The sequence below is a fragment of the Achromobacter denitrificans NBRC 15125 genome (assembly GCF_001571365.1).
Lineage (GTDB): Bacteria > Pseudomonadota > Gammaproteobacteria > Burkholderiales > Burkholderiaceae_B > Achromobacter > Achromobacter denitrificans.
The window spans coordinates 47,530-69,033 of the sequence record NZ_BCTQ01000030.1; the positions used below are offsets into that span (position 1 = coordinate 47,530).

A 21,504-nucleotide genomic window follows, 5' to 3' on the forward strand; every position below is an offset into this window, starting at 1 on the left:
CCGCCGCGGTTCGTGGCAGGTCCGCTAAGCTCCCCTGCCCATGCGCTTTCCTCGCCTTGGGAACGCCCAAGGCCGTTGGCCAATGCGGCGTTCGGGCGGAACCGAGATTCCCCGCGTCAAAGATAAATCACCCCCCGCAGGTACAGCGCCGCCTGCCCGCTGATGACCACCCGGCCGTTGTCGAGCACTTCACATTGCAACTGCCCCTTGCGCGCCCCACCCTGCTGCGCGGTGAGCGCGCGCTTGCCCAGCCGCTGCGCCCAATACGGCGCCAGCGAGGTATGCGCGGAACCCGTCACCGGGTCTTCGTTCACGCCGACCCTCGGCCCGAACCAGCGCGACACGAAATCGAACTTCGCCGAGGGCGCGGTCACGGCGATGCCGCGGGCGTCGAACGCCGCCAGCGCCGCGAAGTCCGGCGTCAGGCCGTCGATGAGCGCCTCGTCCTCGATCACCACCAGATAGTCATCCGTGCGGTACAGCGCCTGGGCGCGCGCCAGGCCCAACGCCGCCAGCAGGCCGGGCGGGATCTCCATGGCCTCGGGCTGCTTCGCCGGGAAGTCCATCGCCAGGCTGTCGCCGGCCCGGCGAACCTGCAATTCGCCGCTGCGCGTGGCGAACCGTAGCACTTCGTCCTTCACGCCCAATTGCTCGAACAGCACGTAGGCCGACGCCAGCGTCGCATGCCCGCAGAGATCGACTTCGACCGCGGGCGTGAACCAGCGCAATTCGTGGACGTCGCCCCGGCGCACGAAATAGGCGGTTTCGGAGAGGTTGTTTTCCTCGGCGATGCGTTGCAGCGTTTCGTCGGGTAGCCAGGCCTCCAGAGGAATGACTGCCGCCGGATTGCCGCCGAACGGCGCGGAAGTGAAGGCGTCTACCTGATAGAGATCGAATTGGGACATGGCGGGATCCGGAAGGAAACGGGGGGTACGCGCGAGGCGCATGACGGCATTGTGCCATCCGCGCCCGGCGCGGCGTCCGCTCGCCCGGCGCCCGCTTGCACGGCGCCCGCTTGCCCGGCGCCCGCTCAGTTTGCCAGCAGCTCCACGGTCCGCGAGTTGTAGCCGGCATACGCGCCGCCGCAGGACGCGTAGGGCTGGGCCGAAGGCGGCAGCCCCGTGCTGCGGATCGCGAGCTTATCGCCGCGGGATCGGATTTCCCGGAAGCGCTCCGCGGCCACCGAGCCGTCGGGCAGGAAATACAGGCGCACGCGCGTCAGCGCCTTGGCGGGATCGGCCTTGCTGGCCGGGCTGAACGCCGGCACGGACACCGTTGCCTCATGCCAGGCGCCGGGGTTCTCCACGGTCTGCCAGCGCACGCGCGCCGGCTGGTCCAGCGAGAGCAACACCGGACTGCCGCCGTGGTTGAAATCGCAAGGACGACCCACCAGGCTTTGCGCGGCATATCCACCCATGTCGTAGGTCTGGCCGTTGATCTCCACCCTGGCTATCGTCTCGGACGTGTAGTTATTCATCCCGAAGATCGCAAGCCCCGGAATGCGGGCCGACTCCATGCTCTGCTCGGTCATGAGCGAGAAGCGCGCGATGCTGGGCGCCACCTCGACATGGTCGGCGTAATGGAAATACTGATGCACCAGCAGCCCCGCCGCGCCAAACGCATACGCGGACGGCAGCTTCCCCAGATCGGGATAAGGCTGGCGGCGCAACGGCAGGGACGCCCCCGGCGCTCCCCCCTCGTCGAGATAGACATAGCGCTCGACGCCTTCCTTCAGGCGCGCGCCGGCATAGGGAAACCTGTCGTCGGTCTCGGAACCTGGACCCGGATAGCGGCGGAACTGGGCGTAACGACGATCCTCGGCCGACGCCGGCTCCATGGTGGGGAAAACGCCCGAAGCCCCCGACGCCTTGCGGGTGTCCAGCCAGATCGTGCGGCCGCTCAGGTTCACATGGGTCTCGGCGATGGCGGGATGCGACTCGCGGAAGCGGTCCCGCCGGGCCGTCAGGATGGACTCGTGCACCGGAACGATCATCGCGGCCAGCAATGGCGGAATGAACATCAGGGCATGGGCGCGTCCGGGCAGCCGGCCGCGGTCGCGCACCATATACACCAGCCAGGTCAGCGCCAGCACGATCGCCAGCGGTCCGCCGAACATCACCCCGTAGGCCAGCAAGGCCGCCGCGCCCCACCCCATATCGGGGGTGATCACGGCCCAGCCGCCCAGGAAGGCCAGCAGGCCCGCCAACAGGCAGGAAATAGCGATGCCGAACCAATAATCCCGGGTCTTCTTCAAGTCATTGTCCTTGCGCGGCGGCCCGCCCCAGGGAAGACGGGTCGCTTGCGCGTTCCGGCAGGGCCGGCGCGAGCGTCAAGGCAGACCAGGCAAAGCACGGGCGCGGCAGCGTCATGGGGCGGTCCTTGGGACGAAGCGGAATCGGATCGTCGAACAGGCATGGTACTGGCTCGGGGACGGATCGCAAAGCGGCCCCCGCGGCCGATGACACTCCCCGATCGATCCTCCCGGTTCGAGGACCGCCGCCCCCCTTTCAACGCAACGGCATCGCCACCGGTCGCAGGGGCGCCGCGTCGCCGCCGCGGATCTTCAGCGGCCCGCCGATAAAGGCGAATTCATAGACCTTGTCGCGCGACAGCTCGTCCAGCGCCGCCAGTTCGATGATGGGCACGCCCTGCTGCGCCAGCAGGTAGGTATGCAGCGGCACATAGTCGTCGGACACCTCGGACGGGAAGGTCTCGAAGCTGAGGTTGTCGGCGCCCAGGATCATGGCGCCGCCTTCCTCGACCAGGTAGCGCGCCGCGTCCAGGCCCATGCCCGGCGGCTTGGCAATGTAGGCGGCGGGATCGTTGTACAGCTTCATGCGGCCGGTGCGGATCAGCACGATGTCGCCCTGGCGCAGTTCGGTCTTCTGGCGCGCCAGCGCGGCCTTCAGGTCCTGGCGGGTGATGCGGTACTGGTCCGGCAGCATGTCCACGCCCTTGAGCGCGGCCACGTCGATCAGCACGCCGCGGGCCACCAGCGGCGGGAATTTCTCGATGCCGGTGCGCTTCCAGCCGCGGTCGCCCAGATGCTCGTCGGCGCGAAAGCCGTTCCAGATCCTGCCGTGGATGCCGAAATGATTGAGCGCGTCGATGTGGGTGCCGGTGTGGCTGTACATGGAGAACGCCGTGCCGGTGTAGCTGCGCATCGCGTTCATGTCCTTGCCCACGCCCATGGGGTCGTCGACTTCGGTGCCGCGCGGCGTGTGCGTCATCCAGAACTGGTAGTGGGGATCGCCCGCGTCCTGCCAGCTCGGCATGCCCACGTAGTATTCGGTGGCCAGGTCGTAGACCTTGTCCCCGGCCACGCGCGACATGACGGCCGCGCGCGATTCGGGCGTGATGAGATTGAGGCGGCCGATTTCGTCGTCGGGCCCCCAGGGGCTGACGCCCACTTCCTGGCCGGACGCGGGCGCGCGCGACGGCGCGCCATGCGCGAACGCATTGAGACTGAGGGCGGCGCCCAGCGCGAGGCCGAGCAGTTTGCGGGTGTAGCGAATGGTCATGATGGCGTCCATCTGGTTTCAACGGACGCCAGCTTACGTACGGCGCGGCGCGTGAGTAAGGCGCTCGCCGGCAGGACATTATTCGCTGGCGGTCAACAATCGCCGCGCATGGCGGCGGGCAGATGCGCGGCCAGGAAGTCCACGAACGCCTTGACCTTGGGTTGCAGGTGGCGGCTGGTCGGGTAGACGGCGTAGACGTGGCGCGGCGCGCAGGGCAGTTCCGGCAGCACGCGCGCGAGCCTGCCGTCGGCGATGGCGGGCGCGGCCAGGAAGGACGGCAGCGCGCCGATCCCCAGCCCCGCTTCCAGCAGGTCGCGCAGCATCAGGCTGTTGTTGGCCTGGATGTGCGCGGGGCCGGCCAGCGGATCCGTCGCCTGGCCGGCCTCGTCGTCCGGCAGCGCGCCGGGCCCGTCGGCCAGGGTATAGCTCAGGATGTCGTGTTCGCGCAGCGCCTCCACGCCGTCCGGGCGGCCGCGCCGCTCCAGGTAGGACGGCGCGGCGCACAGCACCTGCGTCAGCGATGCCAGCCGGCGCGCGATCAGCGTGGAGTCGTCCAGCTGCGCCCGCAGCCGGATGGACACGTCGAAGCCCTGGCCCACGGCGTCGACCAGGCGGTCTTCCATGGCCAGGTCCAGCTTCAGGTCGGGATACTGGCGCAGGAAACGCGCCAGCAGCGGCGACAGCACGCTCAAGGCGAAGGACACCGGCGCGTTCACGCGCAGCCGGCCCGATACGCGCCGGGACTGCTGCTTGACGAACTTCTCCAGGGCATCCAGTTCGTCGAGCAACCGGCAGCACTCGGCATAGTAGGCCGCGCCCGTGTCGGTCAGGCTCATCTTGCGGGTGGTGCGCTGGATCAGCACCGCGCCCAGGTGGGCTTCCAGCGCGCGAAGCTGTTTGCTCAGGCCGGCGGACGACAGGTCCAGGTCCTCCGCCGCCTTGGCGAGGCTGCCCAGTTCCACGATGCGCCGGAAGGCGCGCATGTAGTTGAAAGTGTCCATCGGAAAGCCAGGCGGCCGTGACGGCTGGCGTCAAGCGTCGGGTGCGAAAACCTTCTCGGCGACGTCGCGCAGGACGGCCACGTATTCTTCGCGCTTGCTTTCGAAGCGATCCGACGGGCCGGAAATGGCGATGGCGATGCACTCTTCCCCGAGCCAGCCCGACACCGCGAGCGCATCCGCGCCGTCGCCGCCTTCGCCATGCGTGTGATACCAGCCGCGCTCGCGGCTCGCGCCGATCTCGGCCAGCAGCGCATCGGGTTCGACGACGGTGGCGGACGTCACTTTGCGCAACGGCTTGGCGGTAAGGAGCTTGCGCGCGGCCTCTTCGGGCAGGCCGCCGAGCAGCGCCTTGCCCATGGCGGACGCATGCAGCGCGATGCGTTCTCCCAGGGCCAGGATGTACCGCAGCGGATACTTGCCGTCGCGCACGGCGACGACCTTGACGGCGGCGCCGTCGATGCGTCCGATGTAGGCGGTTTCGCCGGTCTGCTCGGCCAGCTGTTCCAGCACTTCGCGGGTGGCGTGGATGATGGGATCGACCGTGCTTATCTGCTGGACCGCGAGGGCCAGCTTCCCGGTCGGGTAATAGCGCCGCGATTGGGTGCGCAAGAGGTAACCCAGCTTGTGCAGCGTATACAGCAGGTCCAGGCAACTGCTGTCGGCGAGATCCAGCAGCCGGGCCAGATCGGAATTGGAGAGCTCTCTTTTTTCTCGGGCAAAGACTTCAAATACCGCCATGGCGCGGGCGGCGGCGCTAACGAAGGTCGGCATATAACGCTCGATTACCTGGAGTTGCCATCGGCCCGCGGCGCGAGCGCGGCAAGTTAAGAGGCGGTGTTTTCTTTGAACTGGAGCGATGAGACGCCGTGATTCCGCGTGGCGGGCAGCCGCCACGCATCCCTTTATTCGGCGTCGGAAGTGTAGCCGATGTCAACGAGCAGGGGCAACATTGCGCTCGTCCTGAGCCAGCACCAGGTCCCAGATTTCCTGGCCGATGGGGTGCTCGCGCTCTTCGTACAAATGCGCCACCAGGCCGCCCGCGCGCCCGACCAGCATGAGGCCGCGCGCGATCATCGGATCCAGCCCCATGTCGCAGATGATCGCGCCGATCGCGCCCACCACGTTCATGGGCAGGTTCCGGTTGCGGTCCTGCAGGAACACGCGCGGCACCGCGTTCATGAGCCGCCAGTGCTTGCCGTAGTAGCCGAGTTCCTGCGCCAGCTCGCGCAGCGTCGGCACCCGCGGATCGCCGTTGACGTGTATGGGATGGCCGATCCCGTAGATGGGCTGTTTCTTTTCGCGGCTGGCGCCGATCATGGCGCGCGCGGCCGCGTCGCACTCGGCATCGTCCGGCGCTTCGGACAAGCCCTGCGCGCCCGCGGCCAGCATCTCCGCACAGTTCTGCGTGGTGCCCAGGAAGACGCTGCCGGCGCCCAGCAAGCCCGCCGCCACCGCCGCCTGCATGGCCTCCGGCGCGCCCAGGAAGGTCAGGCGGGCGCTCATGGCGCTGGGCGTCAGGCCGTGGTCGCACGCGGTGACCAGGATATGGTTGACCATGGCTTTCTCGGCGGCGCTGGGCACGCGATTGAAAATGGTCAGCAGCATCATGTCGATGAAATCGACTTTGCCCAGCAGTTCCGTCGCCAGGTTCTTGCCGCGCACCGTGATGGTTTCCGGTGTGGTGTATCCGATCTCGGTCTTTATCATTCATGCCTCCACTATGTTGTCGACGGACTGTTGCGCGCGGCGGGCGACCAGCATCTTGACCTTGCAGATGCAGACCGTCACGCCGTCCTGATTGATGCCTTCGCGGTCGAATTCCACGACACCCCGGGCGGGGTCGCTGGTCGCGCGCCGATCCGTGACGGTGACGCGGACCTTGATCGTGTCGCCCACGAACGCCGGTTTGGCGAAGCGGTACGACATTTCCAGCAAGCCCAGGATCGAAGGCTCCAGGCACTGGTTCAGCACCGTGCGCGTGTTCAATCCGGACATGATCGAACCGACCAGCATGCCGTGCGCGATGCGCTGGCCGAACTTGGTCCCGGCCGCGTAAACCGCATCCGTGTGCAGGCGGTTGTAGTCCCCGCTCAGCCCCGCGAACGCCGCCACGTCGGCTTCCGTGATGGTGCGCGCCGCCGTGTCGACCGACAGGCCCGGCGGCAGGTCGTCCCAGTAGTACCGCAGAGCTTCCAGCGCGGCGGGCGTCGGCGTATCGGTATGCGCGGACATCATTGCGCGGCCCCCGCGGCGTTGATGGCGGACAGCCCCAGCACTTCGCGGCCGACGATAAGCGTCTGGACCTCCGCCGTGCCCTCGGGGATCGTGCCGCCGCTGGTGTCGCGGAAAATGCGCTCCAGCGGATACTCCGTCGAGTAGCCCAGCCCGCCATGCACGCTCAGCGCGATCTTGGCGACTTCATGGGCGGCTTCGGCGCCGTACAGTTTCGCGATCGAGCATTCGACCCGCGCGGGCAACCCCTTCTGAACGGCCACGGCGGCCTTGTAGCCCAAGGCGCGCGCCGCTTCCGTCCGGACCATCATGTCCACGATGTGTTTCTGGATGAGCTGGAACTCGCCGATGGGGCGGCCGAACTGGCGGCGCGTCTTGGCATATTCAATGGACAGGTCCAGCGCCGCCTGCGCCGCGCCCACCGCGCCCATCGCGATGTTCAGGCGTCCGTAGTTCAGGCCGGTCAACATGGTTTTCAAGGCCCCGCCCTCGGTTCCGAGCAGGTTCTCCTTGGGCACGCGCACGCCGTCGAAGCCGAGTTCGGCGGTGCCGGATGCCTTCAGGACCATCTTGTCCACCAGACGGGCTTCGTACGGCGATTGCTCGCGGTCCACCAGGAACAGCGACAGCTTGCCTTCGCAGGCCGGGCTGAACGTGCGCGCCAGCACGATGGCGTAGTCGGCGTTCACGCCGTTCGTTATCCACAGCTTGTTGCCGGTCAGCAGGTAGTGGTCGCCGCGGTCCTCGGCCTTGAACTCGATGCCCGCCACGTTCGAGCCGTGATTGGGCTCGCTGATCGCGACGCAGACGTTGCGGGTCGATGCCAGCACCGGCTGCAGGAAGGCCGCTTTCTGCGCCGGCGTTCCGTAGGCGTTGACCAGGCGCAGGAAGATGTTGGTGATGTTGAGGATGGTGCGCAACGAGCCCCAGCAGTATCCCGCCTCCTCTATCATCATCGCCCAGGTGACGAAGTCCAGGTCGAACCCGCCATCGTCCTCGGGCAACAGCCCGCCGATATAACCGAACTGGGCCAGCCCTTGCAGCACGTCCAGCGGGATGCGCCGGTCGGCCTCGCAGGCGGCGATGCGCGGGCCGATCTCGGCCTTCATGTAGCGCTTGATACTGTCGCGCAATGCCAGCTGGTTCGAATCGAAATCAAAATCCATGTTGTCCTCTATGCGGCCATTTCATGATCAAGGTTGTGGTTTTCACGACGAGTAGCGACCGCCCGTCACGTACAGGGTGACGCCGGTGATATAGCGTGCATGTTCCGAAGCGATGAACGCGACCGACGAAGCGATGTCGTCCGGCTGCCCCAGGAACCCGACCGGATTCCTGGCCAGCGCCGCGTCGCGCAGCATGGGGTAGGAAGGCAGGGACTGCATCAGTTCCGTCTCGATGAAACCCGGCGCGATCGCGTTGACCGTGATGCCGAACTTCGCCTGCTCCAGCGACAGTGCCCGGGTAAAACCCACCAGGCCCAGCTTGGCCGTGGTGTAGTTGGTCTGGCCCGGATTGCCGAAGATCGACCGCGAAGCGATGTTGATCACGCGCCCCCATTTCTTCTCCATCATTCCCGGCAGCACGGCCCGCGTGCAATGGAATGCGCCCTTCAGGATGGTGTCCACCACCGAGTCCCAGTCCGACTCGGCCATCTTTCCCAGATACTTGTCGCGCGTGAAGCCGGCGTTATTGACCAGGATGTCCACGCCGCCGAAGGCCGTGGCGGCGGCGTCGACCATGGCGGCGACCTGCTCCTTGGAACAGACGTCGCATTGCACGCCGATGGCCTCGTATCCGTCTTCGCGCAGACGCTGCGCGGTGGCGGCCGCGGTCTGCCCATCGATATCGGTAATGACCACCCGCGCCCCTTCTTCGGCCAGCACCCGCGCCGTCTGCGCGCCGATGCCGCGGCCGGATCCGGTTACCAGCGCGACCTTTCCTGCAATTCTCAAGTCCATGGATATGTTTTTCCTCTTGTGGAGCCCTGGGCGGCAGGCATGCCGCCGCGTTGATCCGTCTGGCGCCGCGCCGGTTCCGGCCCGGCGTTTCCCCCTGGGGAACGGCTTTGTTAAATTCATAATATCGTATCGATTGACGAAATATCGAATTTTTTTTTATTGACCAAATGCAAAACCTCGAATTAGTATCCGACACGTCGTATAAACAACAGCTTTCGCAAGCCATCGGCAAACCAGCCGAATGCGCACAAAGGACTTTGAATGTTTCCTGACCTCGCCCCCTTGTTCGATCCCCGTTCGCTCGTCCTCATCGGCGCCTCCGACCGGCCCGCGAGCATCGGCCAGCGCGCGCTGTCCAACATCGTCGAGCACTCCCGCTACACGGGCGAACTGTTCCTGGTGAATGCGACCAAGGATTCGGTCATGGGCCGGCGCGCCTATCGCTCCGTGCTGGATCTGCCTTATGCGCCGGAGGCCGCCATCGTGGTGGTCCCCGCGGCTGCGGCGGTCAGCGTGCTGGCGGACTGCGGCAGGCTCGGCGTCAAGTTCGCCATCGTGCTGACTTCCGGCTTCGGCGAAACCGGCGAGGCCGGCCGGCAGCTCGAAGAGCAGATGCGCGCCATCGTGCGGGAAACGGGCATTCGGATCTACGGCCCCAACTGCCCGGGCATGACCAACAACAACCGCGGGCTGGGCTTCACGTTTTCGCCCGCCTTCCAGTACGACCGCCTGCCCGGCCCCATCGGGCTGGTCACGCAGGGCGGCGGGCTGGGCCGCACCTTCCTGCAGGCCAGCGGGCGCGGCGTCGGCATCGGCCTGTGGTGCTCCAGCGGCAACGAGGTCGACCTGACCGCCAGCGACTACATCAACCACATGGTCGGCATGCCCGAGATCAAGGTCATCGTCACCCTGCTCGAAGGCATCAACGACGCGCCCCGCTTCGCCGCCGCGGCCTTGAATGCCGCGCGCCAGGGCAAGCCCATCGTGGCGCTGAAGGTGGGCAAATCCGCCTATGGCGTGAAGGCCACGCAGTCCCATACCGCCGCCCTGTCGGGCAGCGCGGACGTGAACAGCGCGGCCTTCAGGCAATTGGGGATCATCGAAGTCGACGATATCGACGAGCTGATCGATACCGCGGCGCTGCTGGCGCGCGGCATCCCCGCGCGCCCCGTGCGCACCGCGCTCTACTCGTTCTCCGGCGGGACCGTCGCGCTTGCCGCCGACATGCTGGGCAGCGCCGGGCTGACGCTCGCCGAGTTCGATCCCGGCACCCGCGAGGCCCTGGCCGGGCTCCTGCCCAGCTACGCCGCCATCGACAACCCCGTCGACACCACCGCGGAAATCCTGGTGCAGAGCGACATCAGCTACGGGTCGCTGCTGTGCGTGGCCCGCGATCCGAACGTCGACGTCGTGCTGTATCCGATTCCCATGGAGTACGGCGACACCACGCTGGCCGCCTGCCGGAACCTCGTCAAGGTACAGGGCGAAATCGGGATCCCCATCGTGCCGGTCTGGATGAGCGACAAGCTCGGCACCGGCTACCAATGCCTGGTCGACGCGGGCATGACGCCCGTGCGGACGCTGGGCAAATCCATCAAGGCGCTGTCGAAATGGAACGGCTACGGCATCGCCTCCCGAGCCTTCGACCGCCAGTGGACGCCGTCCATCATGAGCCGCCCCGCCCCGCCCGCAAGCGCGCCGGCGCCGCGGACCTTCATCGAGCATGATGCCAAGCAGCTGCTGAGCCAGGCCGGCATCGCCGCGCCGTTCGGTCGCCTCTGCCGCAGCCCCGAGGAAGCGCTGGAAGCGGCCGCGCAATGCGGCGGCCCCGTCGTGGCCAAGATCGTCAGCGCGCAGATCCTGCATAAATCGGACATCGGCGCCGTCATCGTGGGGCTGCGCACCCCGCAGGAAGTCCGCGAAGCCTGGGAGCAGATCATGGCGAATTCGCGCCAGGCCTGCCCGCAGGCGATCATCGACGGCATCCTGATCGAGCAGATGATCACCCAGCGCGGCGTCGAAACCCTGGTCGGCGTGCACGAGGACGCCTTGTTCGGCCATGTCATGACCTTCGGCCTGGGCGGCGTCTACGTCGAAGTCTTCAAGGACGTCAGCCGCCGGCTGTTGCCGCTGACGCCGGCCGACGCCCGCCAGATGATCGAAGAGACCCGTTGCCACCAGCTGCTGAAGGGATGCCGCGGCCAGCCTGCCGCCGATATCGCGGCGCTGGAGCGGCTGCTGCTGGCCGTGTCCGACTTCGTGACGAAGGGCCCGCACGACGTCAAGGAGCTGGACCTGAACCCCGTACTCGTCAGCACCGAGGGCGCTATCGCGCTGGATGCCGTCTTGATCGCCGCCGGCCGATAACGCGTTTCAACACGCGCTACAGCAGATAGCGCACCGATATATAGGAGACTTCCCATGTTCATCAAACGTGTCACCGGCGCCCTGGCCGCCATCGCCGCCGCGATGTCCCTCGCTCCCGCCACCGCGTCCGCGGACGCCGCCTTCCCAGACCGCCCCATCCGGTTCATCGTGCCGTTCACCGCGGGGGGCATCACCGACAACGTCGCGCGCACGGTGGGCGCGCGCGCGGCCGAACTGCTCGGCCAGCCCATCATCATCGAGAACCGCGCCGGCGCGGGAGGCAACATCGGCGCCGAGTACGCGGCAAACAGCAAGCCGGACGGCTACACCATCTTCCTCGGCACGCAGGGCACGCAGGTCACCAACCCCCTGATCTACAACACCGGCAGCCGCCCGGACAAGGCGCTCACGGCCGTCCAGGGGCTGACCGCCATCCCGAACATCGTCGTCGTCAATGAATCCCGGCCGTACGACACCCTGGACAAGCTCATCGCCTATGCCAAGGCCAATCCCGGCAAGCTGAATACCTCCAGCGCGGGCGCGGGCACCGGCACGCACCTGGCCTCCGAGCTCTTCCAGTCCATCGTCGGCGTGAAGTTCAGCCACATCCCGTTCAAGGGCAGCGCGCCCTCGATCACCGCCCTGATCGGCGGCCAGGTCGATCTGTCTTTCGATTACCCCGTGTCGACCGAAGCCTTCATCAAGAGCGGCAAGATCCGCGCCCTGGCCGTAACGGGCGAAACGCGCCTGCCGACCTTCCCCGATCTCCCCACGCTGGCCGAGCTCGGCTATCCGGGCGCGACCTCGATCTCCTGGATGGGCGTCTTCGTGCCGGCGGGAACGCCCGAGCCCGTGGCCGCGAAACTCGAAAAGGCGTTCGCCCAGGCGATCGACGATCCGCAGATCGCCTCGCGGCTGATCGGATTCGGCGGCGTGCCGCTGAAGAAGAACAGCGCGGATTTCAACGCGTTCGTGCGCGAGGAGTCCATCAAGTGGGGCAACGTCGTGAAAGAAGCCAACGTCAAGCTGGACTAGGGCCGTTTCTTTCCCCCTCCGACTCCCCTGCGCACGAGCCACGCGATGTCCCGTTCCCACGCCCTGCCCCTGGCCGGCATAGCCGTTGCCGATTTCTCCGAATTGCTGCCCGGTCCTTTCCTGACGCAGAACCTGCTGGAACTCGGCGCCAGCGTCACGAAAATCGAACGCCCTCCCCACGGCGACAATGCGCGCCGGCTGTATCCCGGCGTGTTCGAGTCCGTCAACCGCGGAAAGCAATGCGTCATGCTGGACCTGAAGCAGGCCGAAGGCCTGGACGCCGCCCGCGACCTCATCGCCCGCAGCGACGTCCTGATCGAAGGATTCCGCCCCGGCGTGATGGCGCGGCTGGGCCTGGGCTACGACGAGGCCGCGCGGCTCAACCCCGGGCTGGTCTATGTTTCCCTCAGCGGATACGGCCAGACCGGCCCCTATGCGCAGCGGCCCGGCCACGACATCAACTATCTCGCCACGGCCGGCGCGCTGGCCCTGGCCGGCAGCGACCCGGCGATGCCGGCCGCGGCCGCCGGCCTCCCCGTCGCCGACCTCTGCGGCGCCATGTACGCGCTGTCCAGCACGCTGGCCGCCTTGATGCAGCGCCAGCATACCGGCCGCGGCCAGCATCTGGACGTGTCGCTCACGGATTGCGTCGCGCAGTGGATGAACCCCCGGCTGGGCCAGTTCGCGGCCGCGGGCAAGTCCACGCTGGCCGCGCAGCGCCAGGACGTATTGAACAAGCCCGCCTACGGCGTGTTCCAGACCCAGGACGGCGCCTTCGTCGCGATCGCGGCGCTGGAAGACCACTTCTGGCTGCGCCTGCGGCAGGCCTTGCCGCTGCCGCGCTCCGACGCGCCGGACGCCACCTACCGGGAGCGCGAGGAACGGGCGGGCGAAATCAACGACGCGATCGCCCGCCGCGTCGGCCGCATGGCGGCGCCGGACCTCCTCGCGCGCCTGGAGGCCGCCGACATCCCCGCGACGCGGGTGGAAGCGCCCCTGGCGCTGCATGCCTCCCCGCACATGCGCGCGCGCGGCCTGTTCGGCACGGATCCGGACGCCAGGTATGTCCGCTACCCCGTCCGCCTGACCCATATGGACGAACGCTGAATGGACACGCACGTGGGCCGCGACGCCGAGGACCTGAGCGCGCGCGAAACCTACCGCCTGCTGACCTCCTGCCTGGTCCCCCGGCCGATCGCCTGGGTCTCCACCCTGAACCGGGCGGGCCAGCGCAACCTGGCGCCCTTCAGCTTCTACACCCTGGTTTCGACGGATCCTCCGCTGATCGCCCTGAGCATCAGCCAGCACCAGGGCCAGGACAAAGACACCGTCGTCAACATCCAGGAAACCGAAGAGTTCGTCGTCAATTTCGTCACCGTCGCCCAGATTGCCGCGATGCATGCCACCTCCGGCCACTTCCCGCCCCATATCGACGAGGCCGCCCTGCTGAACATCGAGATGGTGCCGAGCCGCCGCGTGCGGCCCCAGGGCGTCGCGCTGAGCCCGACAAGGCTGGAATGCCGACTGTCCGAGGTGCTGGTTTTCGGCGCCCGGGCCACGCGTCTCTTGATCGGCGAAGTCGTCCACTTCAGCATCGCCGAGTCATGCATGAAGGATGGCCGCATCGACGGCACGCTGCTGGATCCGGCCTGCCGGCTGGGCGGCCCGTGGTACGCCAGCCTGGGCGCGCGTTTCTCCCAAGATGCCGCGCCATAACGTTATTTCTGAATCAACATCACCCATGAGCCAGTACCACGCCCCCCTGCACGACATCGAGTTCCTCGCGGCTTCGGTTTTCCCCTTGGACGCGCATCTGGAGGATTGCGGATCCTCGCTGGACGCCAGCCTGGCGCGCTCGGTCGTGCTCGAAGCCGGCAAATTCGCGCAAAGCGTGCTGGACCCGATCAATCGCGCGGGAGACATTGAGGGCTGCCGGCTTCAGGACGGCGCGGTGCGCGTGCCCGACGCCTTCCAGCACGCCTATCGCGCCTTCTGCGAAGGGGGATGGAACGGCCTGCGCCAGCCCGAGGAATACGGCGGCCAGGGCCTGTCCTATGTGTTATCCACCCTGACCGAAGAAATCTGGCACGCCTGCAACCCCAGCTTCGCCCTCTGCGCCATGCTCACCAGCGGCGCCATCGAGACGCTCCTGAGCGCGGCCGACCCAGCCTTGAAAGCACAGCTCCTGCCCAGGCTGATCAGCGGGGAATGGACCGGCACCATGAACCTCACCGAACCCGCCGCGGGCTCGGACCTGGCCGCCGTCAAAACCCGGGCCATTCCGAAAGCCGATGGCAGCTATGCCATCTCCGGACAGAAGATCTTCATCACCTATGGCGACCACGACCTGGCCGCCAACATCATCCACCTCGTGCTGGCCCGGCTTCCGGACGCCCCCGCCGGCGCCAAAGGCCTGTCGCTGTTTGCCGTGCCCAAATACCTGGTGAACTCCGACGGCACCCTCGGCGCGCGCAACGACGTGCACTGCACCGCGCTGGAACACAAGCTGGGCATCCATGCCAGCCCCACCGCCGTCATGCAGTTCGGCGCGGACGCAGGCGCCATCGGCTACCTCGTCGGCGAGCGCAACGAGGGCCTGAAGACCATGTTCATCATGATGAACGAGGCGCGCTTCTCGGTCGGCAACCAGGGCCTGGCCATTTCCGAGCGCGCCTACCAGCACGCCGTCTGGTACGCGCGGGAGCGCGTCCAGGGGCGTATCGTCGGCGAGGAAGAACGGGGCGGAACCATCCTGCGCCATCCCGACGTCCGCCGCATGCTGCTTGCCATGAAAAGCCGCATCCAGGCCATGCGCGCGCTGGGCATGTACATCTCCATGCGCAGGGACGAGGCGCACGCCGCCGGCCAGCCCGAAACCCGCCGGCAGGCCCGCGAGCGCGTGGAACTGCTGATCCCCGTCATGAAGGGCTGGTTCACCGAGAACGCGCAGCGGATCACCTACGACGCGGTCCAGGTTTTCGGCGGCATGGGCTTCATCGAGGAAACCGGGGCCGCCCAGTACTATCGCGACGCCCGCATCCTGACCATCTACGAAGGCACCACGGCCATCCAGGCGAACGACCTGCTGGGCCGCAAAACCCTTCGGGACCGGGGCGCGCAGGCCGGCGGCCTGCTGGACGAAATCCGACAATTGGCCCGCGCCCTCCAGGAAGGCGCGGCGGCCTCGCGCGCATTCGGCGAGCGCCTCGAACACGCTTGCGTCCATCTGCGCGCCGCCATCGATTGGCTGCTGGCCCACGGCGCCGAAGACCCGCGCGGCGCCCACGCGGGCGCCGCCGCCTACCTCGAATTGTGGGGAACCGTGGCCGGCGCCTGGATGCACGGCCTGCGCCTGCGCGCCGCGCTCGGCGGCGGCCTGGAAGGCGAGGCGCGCCAGGCCGCCCAGGCCAGCGCGCAGTTCTACGCCGACCACATCCTGATTCATGCGGGCGGCCTGAAAACCGCTATCTGCGAAGGCGCGGCAAGCGTCGATGGATTCCCGGATACGCGGTGGACGGAGTAGGCGTCATCGCAATCCTTTGAACCTACCGCGGCGCGGCAGGTCCGCGCCGGCTCGTCTCCCCCTCTGGGACGACGCCAAATAACTTCAAAAAATATCAACCAAAACTATATTGCTTCAGTGATTCGCGAGATCCAAAATTCTATCCATGGGCGCGGCGTGTCGCCCGAGGACGGAAAATGGACACCAAGCATTCCACCAATCAGCGACAGCTGACGGTCCGCATTTCGCGGGGCGTCGAAGACGGTAACTTTTCCACTTACTCGGTCCCCTGGCGCGAGAACCAAACGGTTCTGGACGTCGTGACCGAAGTCCAGCGGATGCAGGAGCCCAGCCTCTCATACCGCTATGCCTGCCGCGTCGGCGTGTGCGGTTCGTGCGCGATGACGGTCAACGGCAAACCGCGCTGGACCTGTCGGACCCACGTGAGCCGCGTCGAGGAAAACGGCGTGATCGTGATCGAACCCTTGCGCAACATGCCGCGGATCAAGGACCTCGTCGTCGATATGCGTGAGTTCTTCCAGAAGTGGGCGCGCGCTGGAAATACTTTTGTCGGCACCGCCACGCGCAACGATCCGCCGGCGCCGGTGTCGCCCCAGAGCAAGAAGCGCAAGCTCGCGGACGCGGCCATCGAGTGCATCAATTGCGGCGTGTGCTACGCCGCCTGTGACGTGGTGTCCTGGGACAAGGACTATCTAGGCCCCGCGGCCCTGAACCGGGCATGGACGCTCTTCAACGACGAACGGCACGCCGATCCCAAGGACGTCCTGCGCAAGTCCACCTCCGGCAGCGGCTGCAACTCCTGTCACACGCAGGGCAGCTGCATGACGCACTGTCCGGTCAGCCTGAGTCCCACCGGCAGCATCGCGGGATTGAAGCGCAGCGCCATTTTCAGCCTGCTCAAGGGAGGCTGACATGGAGGCACGTCTGTTCGCGCTCCAGCGCCTGACGGCGATGGTGATGGCGCCCTTCGTGTTCGTGCACGTCGGTCTCGTCATCTATGCGGTCCGCGGCGGCCTGACCGCCGGCGAGATTCTCTCGCGCACGCAGGGAAACTGGCTCTGGATCGCCTTCTACGCATTGTTCGTGCTGAGCGTGTCCATCCATGTCCCGATCGGCGTGCGCAACATCCTGATCGAATGGCTCCGGATGAGCCGCGCCGCGGCGTTCTCCGTCGGGCTGGCGTTCGGCGCTGCGCTGCTGATCCTGGGCATGCGCGCGGTCGCCGCGGTGGGAGGGTTGGCGTCATGAAGTCCGCGCGCAACCACCAGGCGTACTGGGCCTTCCTCGGGCATCGTCTTTCCGGCCTTGCGCTGGCTCTCTTCCTTCCCGCCCACTTCTATGTGCTGGCAATGGCGCTGGACGAAGCCCGGCTCGATGCGTTCCTCAAGCTCGCCGAGATGCCGGCGATGAAGCTTGGCGAATGGGGGCTGGTGTTGCTCCTCACCCTCCACATGTTCTTCGGGCTGCGGCTTCTCGTGCTCGAACTCCTGCCCTGGAATTCTCCGCGCGACGCGCGCGTCGCCTGGATAGGTTGGGGTTTTGCGATCTCGATGGCCACCGGCCTGGCCTTCCTCGCTGGAGTGATCTGACATGCATATCGAAAACCACAAGACGGACATCCTGGTGCTGGGAACCGGAGGCGCCGGCCTGTTCGCGGCGTTGCATGCCAAGAAGGCAAACCCCTCCCTGCGGGTGACGGTGACCGTGAAAGGCCTGCTCGGCAAATGCGGCTGTACCCGCATGGTCCAGGGCGGCTACAACGTCGCGCTGGCCGCCGGCGATTCGGTGGAGCGCCATTTCATGGACACGATCGAGGGCGGAAAGTGGCTGCCGCGCCAGGATCTGGCGTGGCGGCTCGTGGAAGGCGCGGTCGAGCGGGTACGGGAACTGGAAAACGAAATCGGCTGCTTCTTCGACCGCAATCCCGATGGTTCGCTGCATTCCAAGGCTTTTGCCGGCCAAAGCTTCGATCGCACCGTGCACAAGGCGGACCTGACCGGCATCGAGATCATCAACCGGCTGATGGAGCAGGTCCGGGCGCTGGACGTGGACGAGCTGGAGGAACATCGCGCCATCGAACTGATTCCGGCAGCCGACGGTTCCGGCATCTCGGGCGTGCTGTTCATCGACATGCGGGCCGGCACCTATCGATTCATTCAAGCCAAGGCGGTGCTCCTGGCCACCGGGGCCGGTCCGACCATGTACCGGTACCACACGCCCTCCGGCGACAAGACCTGCGACGGCCTGGCCATGGCCTTGCGATATGGATTGAAGCTGAGAGACATGGAAATGGTCCAGTTCCATCCCACCGGCCTGCTCGGCGGACCGGACACGCGGATGACCGGAACCGTGCTCGAAGAGGGATTGCGCGGCGCCGGCGGCTATCTCCTCAACGGCGACGGCGAGCGCTTCATGTCCAACTACGACAAGCGCGGCGAGCGGGCCACGCGGGACGTGGTCAGCCGAGGCATCTACGCCGAAATGCGCGCCGGACGCACGGGGCCGATGGGCGGCGTCTATATCCAGATGAGCCATCTTGGCCCGGAGAAGGTAGCCAAGACGTTTCCCGGCATGGTCAATCGATGCAAGGATTGCGGATTCGACCTGGCGGGCGGCAAGGTGGAAGTGGTTCCGACGGCACACTACTTGATGGGCGGCGTCGAATTCAACGTCGACGGCTCGACCGCCTCGCCGGGCCTGTACGCCGCCGGCGAGGACTGCGGTGGCGTGCACGGCGCGAACCGTCTGGGCGGAAACGGCGTGGCCAACTCCACGGTGTTCGGCGGCATCGCGGGCGACTCGATGGCCGCTTACGTCGCGAAAACAGGTAAGTGGCGCGACCCGGACCGACGGATCATCGCGCGTGGCGTCGAGCGCGCCGAATTCCCCTTCTCGCGGCGGCCCGGACGCATCCATGAGTTGCGCGATGCGCTGGCGCAGACGATGTGGGACGACGTCGGCGTGCTGCGCAATCGTGACGCGATGAAGCATGGCCTGGGCGCCATCGCCGGGCACCGCGAGGCCCTGCGCGGCATAGGCGTCGAGGACGGAGACCGGCGCTACAACCTGACCTGGCATGACTGGCTCAATCTGGAAAGCCTCGTCGATATCTCGAAGGTCATCACGGTTTCGGCGCTGGCACGCGAAAACAGCCGCGGCGCGCATTTCCGCGAGGACTTTTCCGAGCCGGGGGACCTGGAAACCAGCCGCTACACCCGCGTCAGCGCGCAGGACGACGAGGTTCGGCTGGAGATGGTTCCGGTTTCGTTCGACATCGTAAAGCCCGGCGAATCGCTCATCGAAGGCGAAGCAGGCATCCCCCAGAGCTGAGGCACCTACCACCATGAGAATCCCTGTCCAGAAAGTTGAAGAGGCCGCGCTGGAAATCATGCGCCGCGCGGCAATCGAGATCCCAGCCGACTACAAGCAGGGCATCCAGGCCCTGCAGGCAAAGGAGACCGGCAAGCTGCCGCGCTTCGTCATCCATGCCATGGTCGACAACTGGGAGGCCGCCGACCAGGACCGCCGCCCCATGTGCGCCGATACCGGGCTGCCGCGGTATTACGTCAAGGTCGGCAACAATGCCTCCGTAGACTCGGGCTTCGTCGCCGTGGAGCGCGCGCTGCGCCACGCCACGGCCGAAGGCACGGTCACCATTCCGCTGCGGCCGAACCGGGTGCACCCGCTCTGGCGCACCGACCACAACAACAATGTGGGCATCAACGCGCCCGAGATCGAATGGTCGTTCGAACCCGATGCCGATTGGATCGAAATCACCACGGTGCACAAGGGCGGCCTGTTCGGCACGGACTACCGGATGCTGTTCCCCGGAGACGGCATAGACGGCATCAAGCGCTTCGTGCTGGACACCCTGATCGCATTCGGCAAGCGCGGGCTGGCCTGCCAGCCCGCCATCGTCGGCATCGGCCTGGGTGGATCCAAAGACACGTGCATGCAGCTGGGCAAGCAGGCGGCCTGTCTGCGGACCGTGGGCGACCGGAATCCCGATCCCAAGGTGGCGGAGCTGGAGCTGGAACTGATGAAACTGGGAAACTCCATCGGCATGGGCGCCATGGGTTTCGTCGGTTCCGGCATGGTGGTCGACTGCCATATCGAGTGCGGCTATACGCATACGGGCGGCATGCCCATCAGCCTGCACACCTTCTGCCTGTCTTCGCGCCGCGCCACCGCGCGGATTCACGCCAACGGGGAGATCCAGTACCGCACGGATCCCCAATGGTTCACGCCCTACATGCGCCGGGAGACGGTCGAATGGTAAGCAACGACGACGAAATCAAGGTCTTTCACCTCGACTTGCCCGCCAGGACGGAAGACATTGCCAAGCTCGAACTCGGCTCGGCGGTCTATCTCAATGGCCTGGTGTATACGGCCCGGGAGGGTGTCTACAAGAAGGTTCTGGACGAGGAGCTGCCGCTGCCGCTGGACCTGCGATCCCTCAGCAACGTCAATTTCCATTGCTCGCCGGCCGCCGCGCCGGACGGCCGTGGCGGCTACAACGTGGGCGCCGTCACCGCCACCGCCTCGTTCCGGTTCTCCAAGTGGATCCCTCGATGGCTGGACGAGACTGGATGCAGGATCCTGATCGGCAAAGGCGGCATGCCCGCCGACGACTACAAGAAGGTGCTAGCGCCTGGCGGCGCGATCTACCTGACGACGGTCGGCTACGGCACGGGCGCGTTGCTGGGTCGAGGCATCAAGCAGGTGCGCGAGGTGCATTGGCTGGACGAGCTGGGCATCGCGCAGGCGATGTGGCTGTTCGAGGTCGAGAATTTCGGGCCGTTCATCGTCGAGAGCGACCTCGACGGCAACTCGCTCTTCGCGCAGCACGCCGAAACCATCAATGCGGGCATCGAGAAGCTCTACGCCGGGCTGAAGCCCCCTGCGCTGCATCGCTACGGCGAAACGGACGACCGCAAGGACGAAGTGATGTAGCAACGGCAACGCACGATTTCCAGCAACCCGGCACCAGACAGAGATACTGCGATGATCATCGACTTTCGGCTTCGGCCGCCCGTGGGCGGCTTCCTGAACACGCTCATGTACTCGGCGGGAGAACGGCGCGACGGTTTCACCCGGACGGTGGGCTTCGAGCCCTCCCCCGCGGCGCAGCGGCAATCGATGGACCTGCTGCTCGACGAGATGAATGCCGCGAAAATCGATCGTGGCGTAGTCGTGGGCAGGCTGGCCGGGGTGCTGGGCAGCGTGTCCAACGAAGATGTGCGCGGCATCGTGGCCGGACATCCGGATCGGTTCATCGGCGCCGCCTCGATAGACCCCGCCGACCGGCGCAAGGCCTGCCGGACCATCAGCCAGGCGGTCGAAGAAGGGTTCCGGCTCATCAACATAGAACCCGGTTCATACCCGGTGCCGATGTACGCCGATGATCGGCGCCTCTACCCGATCTACGGTCATTGCGAGGACATCGGCGTTCCGGTGATCATGATGGTCGGAGGCACGGCAGGCCCGGACCTGAGCTATTCGGATCCGATCCGGACCGACCGCGTCCTGACGGACTTCCCCAATCTCAATGTGGTCGTCGCGCACGGCGGCTGGCCATGGGTCAATGAAATCCTGCACCTGGGCTTCCGACGGCCGAATCTATGGCTGTCTCCCGACATGTACTTTTCCCGCATGCCCGGCTGGGAAGAATACGTGAAGGCGGCCGACGGCTTTCTCTCGGACAGGATGCTGTACGCCAGTTCATTCCCATTCTGCCCCGTGCAAGGGTACAAAGAGTGGTTCGAGCGCCTGCCCATCCGCGAAGAGAACCTGAGGAAGGTGATGGGCGACAATGCCCGGCGGTTGCTCGGAATCTAGGGCCTTCCCCCTGATCCCCGGCACGC

The 21,504-nt window shown here is 66.5% G+C and carries 21 protein-coding genes; 12 read left to right on the forward strand and 9 right to left on the reverse strand.

Translation table 11 applies throughout. The features are described from left to right. Positions 1–116: 116 nt before the first annotated feature. The 9 genes from ADE01S_RS22370 to ADE01S_RS22410 all read right to left on the reverse strand — a co-directional run bounded on the left by ADE01S_RS22370 (position 117) and on the right by ADE01S_RS22410 (position 8,835). Positions 117–905 (reverse strand): PhzF family phenazine biosynthesis protein, encoded by a 789-nt coding sequence (locus ADE01S_RS22370; RefSeq protein ID WP_062683947.1) that lies wholly within the window; start codon positions 903–905, stop codon positions 117–119. 125 nt (positions 906–1,030) lie between these two features. Beyond that, positions 1,031–2,254: a hypothetical protein gene (locus ADE01S_RS22375; protein WP_062683948.1), complete on the reverse strand. Its 1,224-nt coding sequence runs from the start codon at positions 2,252–2,254 to the stop codon at positions 1,031–1,033. Positions 2,255–2,507: 253 nt separating this feature from the next. After that, positions 2,508–3,521: a cyclase family protein gene (locus ADE01S_RS22380; protein WP_062683981.1), complete on the reverse strand. Its 1,014-nt coding sequence runs from the start codon at positions 3,519–3,521 to the stop codon at positions 2,508–2,510. 92 nt (positions 3,522–3,613) lie between these two features. Further along, the gene (locus ADE01S_RS22385; protein WP_062683949.1) at positions 3,614–4,522 is read right to left on the reverse strand and encodes a LysR family transcriptional regulator; all 909 of its coding nucleotides are present in this window, start codon (positions 4,520–4,522) and stop codon (positions 3,614–3,616) included. 30 nt (positions 4,523–4,552) lie between these two features. Beyond that, the gene (locus ADE01S_RS22390; protein WP_062683950.1) at positions 4,553–5,293 is read right to left on the reverse strand and encodes an IclR family transcriptional regulator; all 741 of its coding nucleotides are present in this window, start codon (positions 5,291–5,293) and stop codon (positions 4,553–4,555) included. A 159-nt stretch (positions 5,294–5,452) separates the two neighbouring features. Next, positions 5,453–6,229, reverse strand: a complete 777-nt coding sequence (locus tag ADE01S_RS22395; protein ID WP_062683951.1) for a citryl-CoA lyase — start codon at positions 6,227–6,229, stop codon at positions 5,453–5,455. Further along, positions 6,230–6,754 (reverse strand): MaoC family dehydratase, encoded by a 525-nt coding sequence (locus tag ADE01S_RS22400; RefSeq protein WP_062683982.1) that lies wholly within the window; start codon positions 6,752–6,754, stop codon positions 6,230–6,232. Beyond that, entirely contained in the window at positions 6,754–7,920 is a 1,167-nt protein-coding gene (locus ADE01S_RS22405) for an acyl-CoA dehydrogenase family protein (protein WP_062683952.1), read from the reverse strand. Before ADE01S_RS22405 ends, ADE01S_RS22400 begins: the two co-directional genes overlap by 1 nt. Positions 7,921–7,962: 42 nt before the next feature. Further along, on the reverse strand, positions 7,963–8,835 hold the full coding sequence (locus ADE01S_RS22410) for an SDR family NAD(P)-dependent oxidoreductase (RefSeq protein WP_255220870.1): 873 nt from the start codon (positions 8,833–8,835) through the stop codon (positions 7,963–7,965). 141 nt (positions 8,836–8,976) lie between these two features. On the opposite strand from ADE01S_RS22410, the gene ADE01S_RS22415 reads away from it, so the two are divergent. From ADE01S_RS22415 to ADE01S_RS22470, 12 genes are all read left to right on the forward strand, one after another. Continuing rightward, complete coding sequence (locus ADE01S_RS22415) at positions 8,977–11,082, forward strand: acetate--CoA ligase family protein (RefSeq protein WP_062683954.1); 2,106 nt, start codon at positions 8,977–8,979, stop codon at positions 11,080–11,082. Positions 11,083–11,136: 54 nt separating this feature from the next. Next, entirely contained in the window at positions 11,137–12,117 is a 981-nt protein-coding gene (locus tag ADE01S_RS22420) for a Bug family tripartite tricarboxylate transporter substrate binding protein (protein ID WP_062683955.1), read from the forward strand. Between the two features lie 45 nt (positions 12,118–12,162). Next, positions 12,163–13,224 carry a CaiB/BaiF CoA transferase family protein gene (locus ADE01S_RS22425; protein ID WP_062683956.1) on the forward strand — a complete coding sequence of 354 codons (1,062 nt, stop codon included), beginning with the start codon at positions 12,163–12,165 and terminating at the stop codon, positions 13,222–13,224. Continuing rightward, positions 13,225–13,833 carry a flavin reductase family protein gene (locus ADE01S_RS22430; RefSeq protein ID WP_062683957.1) on the forward strand — a complete coding sequence of 203 codons (609 nt, stop codon included), beginning with the start codon at positions 13,225–13,227 and terminating at the stop codon, positions 13,831–13,833. It abuts the gene before it with no gap. Positions 13,834–13,858: 25 nt separating this feature from the next. Beyond that, entirely contained in the window at positions 13,859–15,640 is a 1,782-nt protein-coding gene (locus tag ADE01S_RS22435) for an acyl-CoA dehydrogenase family protein (protein ID WP_062683958.1), read from the forward strand. 176 nt (positions 15,641–15,816) lie between these two features. Further along, positions 15,817–16,551 carry a succinate dehydrogenase/fumarate reductase iron-sulfur subunit gene (locus ADE01S_RS22440; protein ID WP_062683959.1) on the forward strand — a complete coding sequence of 245 codons (735 nt, stop codon included), beginning with the start codon at positions 15,817–15,819 and terminating at the stop codon, positions 16,549–16,551. A 1-nt stretch (position 16,552) separates the two neighbouring features. Continuing rightward, a complete protein-coding gene (locus tag ADE01S_RS22445) occupies positions 16,553–16,888 on the forward strand; it encodes a succinate dehydrogenase (RefSeq protein WP_062683960.1) in 336 nt (111 codons plus the stop codon). Continuing rightward, on the forward strand, positions 16,885–17,229 hold the full coding sequence (locus ADE01S_RS22450) for a succinate dehydrogenase/fumarate reductase transmembrane subunit (protein WP_062683961.1): 345 nt from the start codon (positions 16,885–16,887) through the stop codon (positions 17,227–17,229). The genes ADE01S_RS22445 and ADE01S_RS22450 overlap by 4 nt, the downstream gene beginning before the upstream one ends. 1 nt (position 17,230) lies before the next feature. Beyond that, positions 17,231–18,970, forward strand: a complete 1,740-nt coding sequence (locus tag ADE01S_RS22455; RefSeq protein WP_062683962.1) for an L-aspartate oxidase — start codon at positions 17,231–17,233, stop codon at positions 18,968–18,970. Between the two features lie 13 nt (positions 18,971–18,983). Continuing rightward, positions 18,984–19,919: a fumarate hydratase gene (locus ADE01S_RS22460; RefSeq protein WP_062683963.1), complete on the forward strand. Its 936-nt coding sequence runs from the start codon at positions 18,984–18,986 to the stop codon at positions 19,917–19,919. Further along, positions 19,913–20,593, forward strand: a complete 681-nt coding sequence (locus ADE01S_RS22465; protein ID WP_062683964.1) for a fumarate hydratase C-terminal domain-containing protein — start codon at positions 19,913–19,915, stop codon at positions 20,591–20,593. The genes ADE01S_RS22460 and ADE01S_RS22465 overlap by 7 nt, the downstream gene beginning before the upstream one ends. Before the next feature lie 51 nt (positions 20,594–20,644). Continuing rightward, a complete protein-coding gene (locus ADE01S_RS22470) occupies positions 20,645–21,478 on the forward strand; it encodes an amidohydrolase family protein (RefSeq protein ID WP_062683965.1) in 834 nt (277 codons plus the stop codon). Positions 21,479–21,504 lie beyond the last annotated feature (26 nt).

What these genes read in the sequence shown, in the direction of transcription:
- ADE01S_RS22395 (WP_062683951.1), bottom strand. Translation starts at nt 6,229, where the DNA reads ATGATAAAGACCGAGATCGGATACACCACACCGGAAACCATCACGGTG.
- ADE01S_RS22405 (WP_062683952.1), bottom strand. Translation starts at nt 7,920, where the DNA reads ATGGATTTTGATTTCGATTCGAACCAGCTGGCATTGCGCGACAGTATC.
- ADE01S_RS22390 (WP_062683950.1), bottom strand. Translation starts at nt 5,293, where the DNA reads ATGCCGACCTTCGTTAGCGCCGCCGCCCGCGCCATGGCGGTATTTGAA.
- ADE01S_RS22410 (WP_255220870.1), bottom strand. Translation starts at nt 8,835, where the DNA reads ATGAATTTAACAAAGCCGTTCCCCAGGGGGAAACGCCGGGCCGGAACC.
- ADE01S_RS22380 (WP_062683981.1), bottom strand. Translation starts at nt 3,521, where the DNA reads ATGACCATTCGCTACACCCGCAAACTGCTCGGCCTCGCGCTGGGCGCC.
- ADE01S_RS22440 (WP_062683959.1), top strand. Translation starts at nt 15,817, where the DNA reads ATGGACACCAAGCATTCCACCAATCAGCGACAGCTGACGGTCCGCATT.
- ADE01S_RS22415 (WP_062683954.1), top strand. Translation starts at nt 8,977, where the DNA reads ATGTTTCCTGACCTCGCCCCCTTGTTCGATCCCCGTTCGCTCGTCCTC.
- ADE01S_RS22465 (WP_062683964.1), top strand. Translation starts at nt 19,913, where the DNA reads ATGGTAAGCAACGACGACGAAATCAAGGTCTTTCACCTCGACTTGCCC.
- ADE01S_RS22420 (WP_062683955.1), top strand. Translation starts at nt 11,137, where the DNA reads ATGTTCATCAAACGTGTCACCGGCGCCCTGGCCGCCATCGCCGCCGCG.
- ADE01S_RS22370 (WP_062683947.1), bottom strand. Translation starts at nt 905, where the DNA reads ATGTCCCAATTCGATCTCTATCAGGTAGACGCCTTCACTTCCGCGCCG.
- ADE01S_RS22430 (WP_062683957.1), top strand. Translation starts at nt 13,225, where the DNA reads ATGGACACGCACGTGGGCCGCGACGCCGAGGACCTGAGCGCGCGCGAA.
- ADE01S_RS22400 (WP_062683982.1), bottom strand. Translation starts at nt 6,754, where the DNA reads ATGTCCGCGCATACCGATACGCCGACGCCCGCCGCGCTGGAAGCTCTG.
- ADE01S_RS22425 (WP_062683956.1), top strand. Translation starts at nt 12,163, where the DNA reads ATGTCCCGTTCCCACGCCCTGCCCCTGGCCGGCATAGCCGTTGCCGAT.
- ADE01S_RS22455 (WP_062683962.1), top strand. Translation starts at nt 17,231, where the DNA reads ATGCATATCGAAAACCACAAGACGGACATCCTGGTGCTGGGAACCGGA.
- ADE01S_RS22450 (WP_062683961.1), top strand. Translation starts at nt 16,885, where the DNA reads ATGAAGTCCGCGCGCAACCACCAGGCGTACTGGGCCTTCCTCGGGCAT.
- ADE01S_RS22385 (WP_062683949.1), bottom strand. Translation starts at nt 4,522, where the DNA reads ATGGACACTTTCAACTACATGCGCGCCTTCCGGCGCATCGTGGAACTG.
- ADE01S_RS22470 (WP_062683965.1), top strand. Translation starts at nt 20,645, where the DNA reads ATGATCATCGACTTTCGGCTTCGGCCGCCCGTGGGCGGCTTCCTGAAC.
- ADE01S_RS22460 (WP_062683963.1), top strand. Translation starts at nt 18,984, where the DNA reads ATGAGAATCCCTGTCCAGAAAGTTGAAGAGGCCGCGCTGGAAATCATG.
- ADE01S_RS22445 (WP_062683960.1), top strand. Translation starts at nt 16,553, where the DNA reads ATGGAGGCACGTCTGTTCGCGCTCCAGCGCCTGACGGCGATGGTGATG.
- ADE01S_RS22435 (WP_062683958.1), top strand. Translation starts at nt 13,859, where the DNA reads ATGAGCCAGTACCACGCCCCCCTGCACGACATCGAGTTCCTCGCGGCT.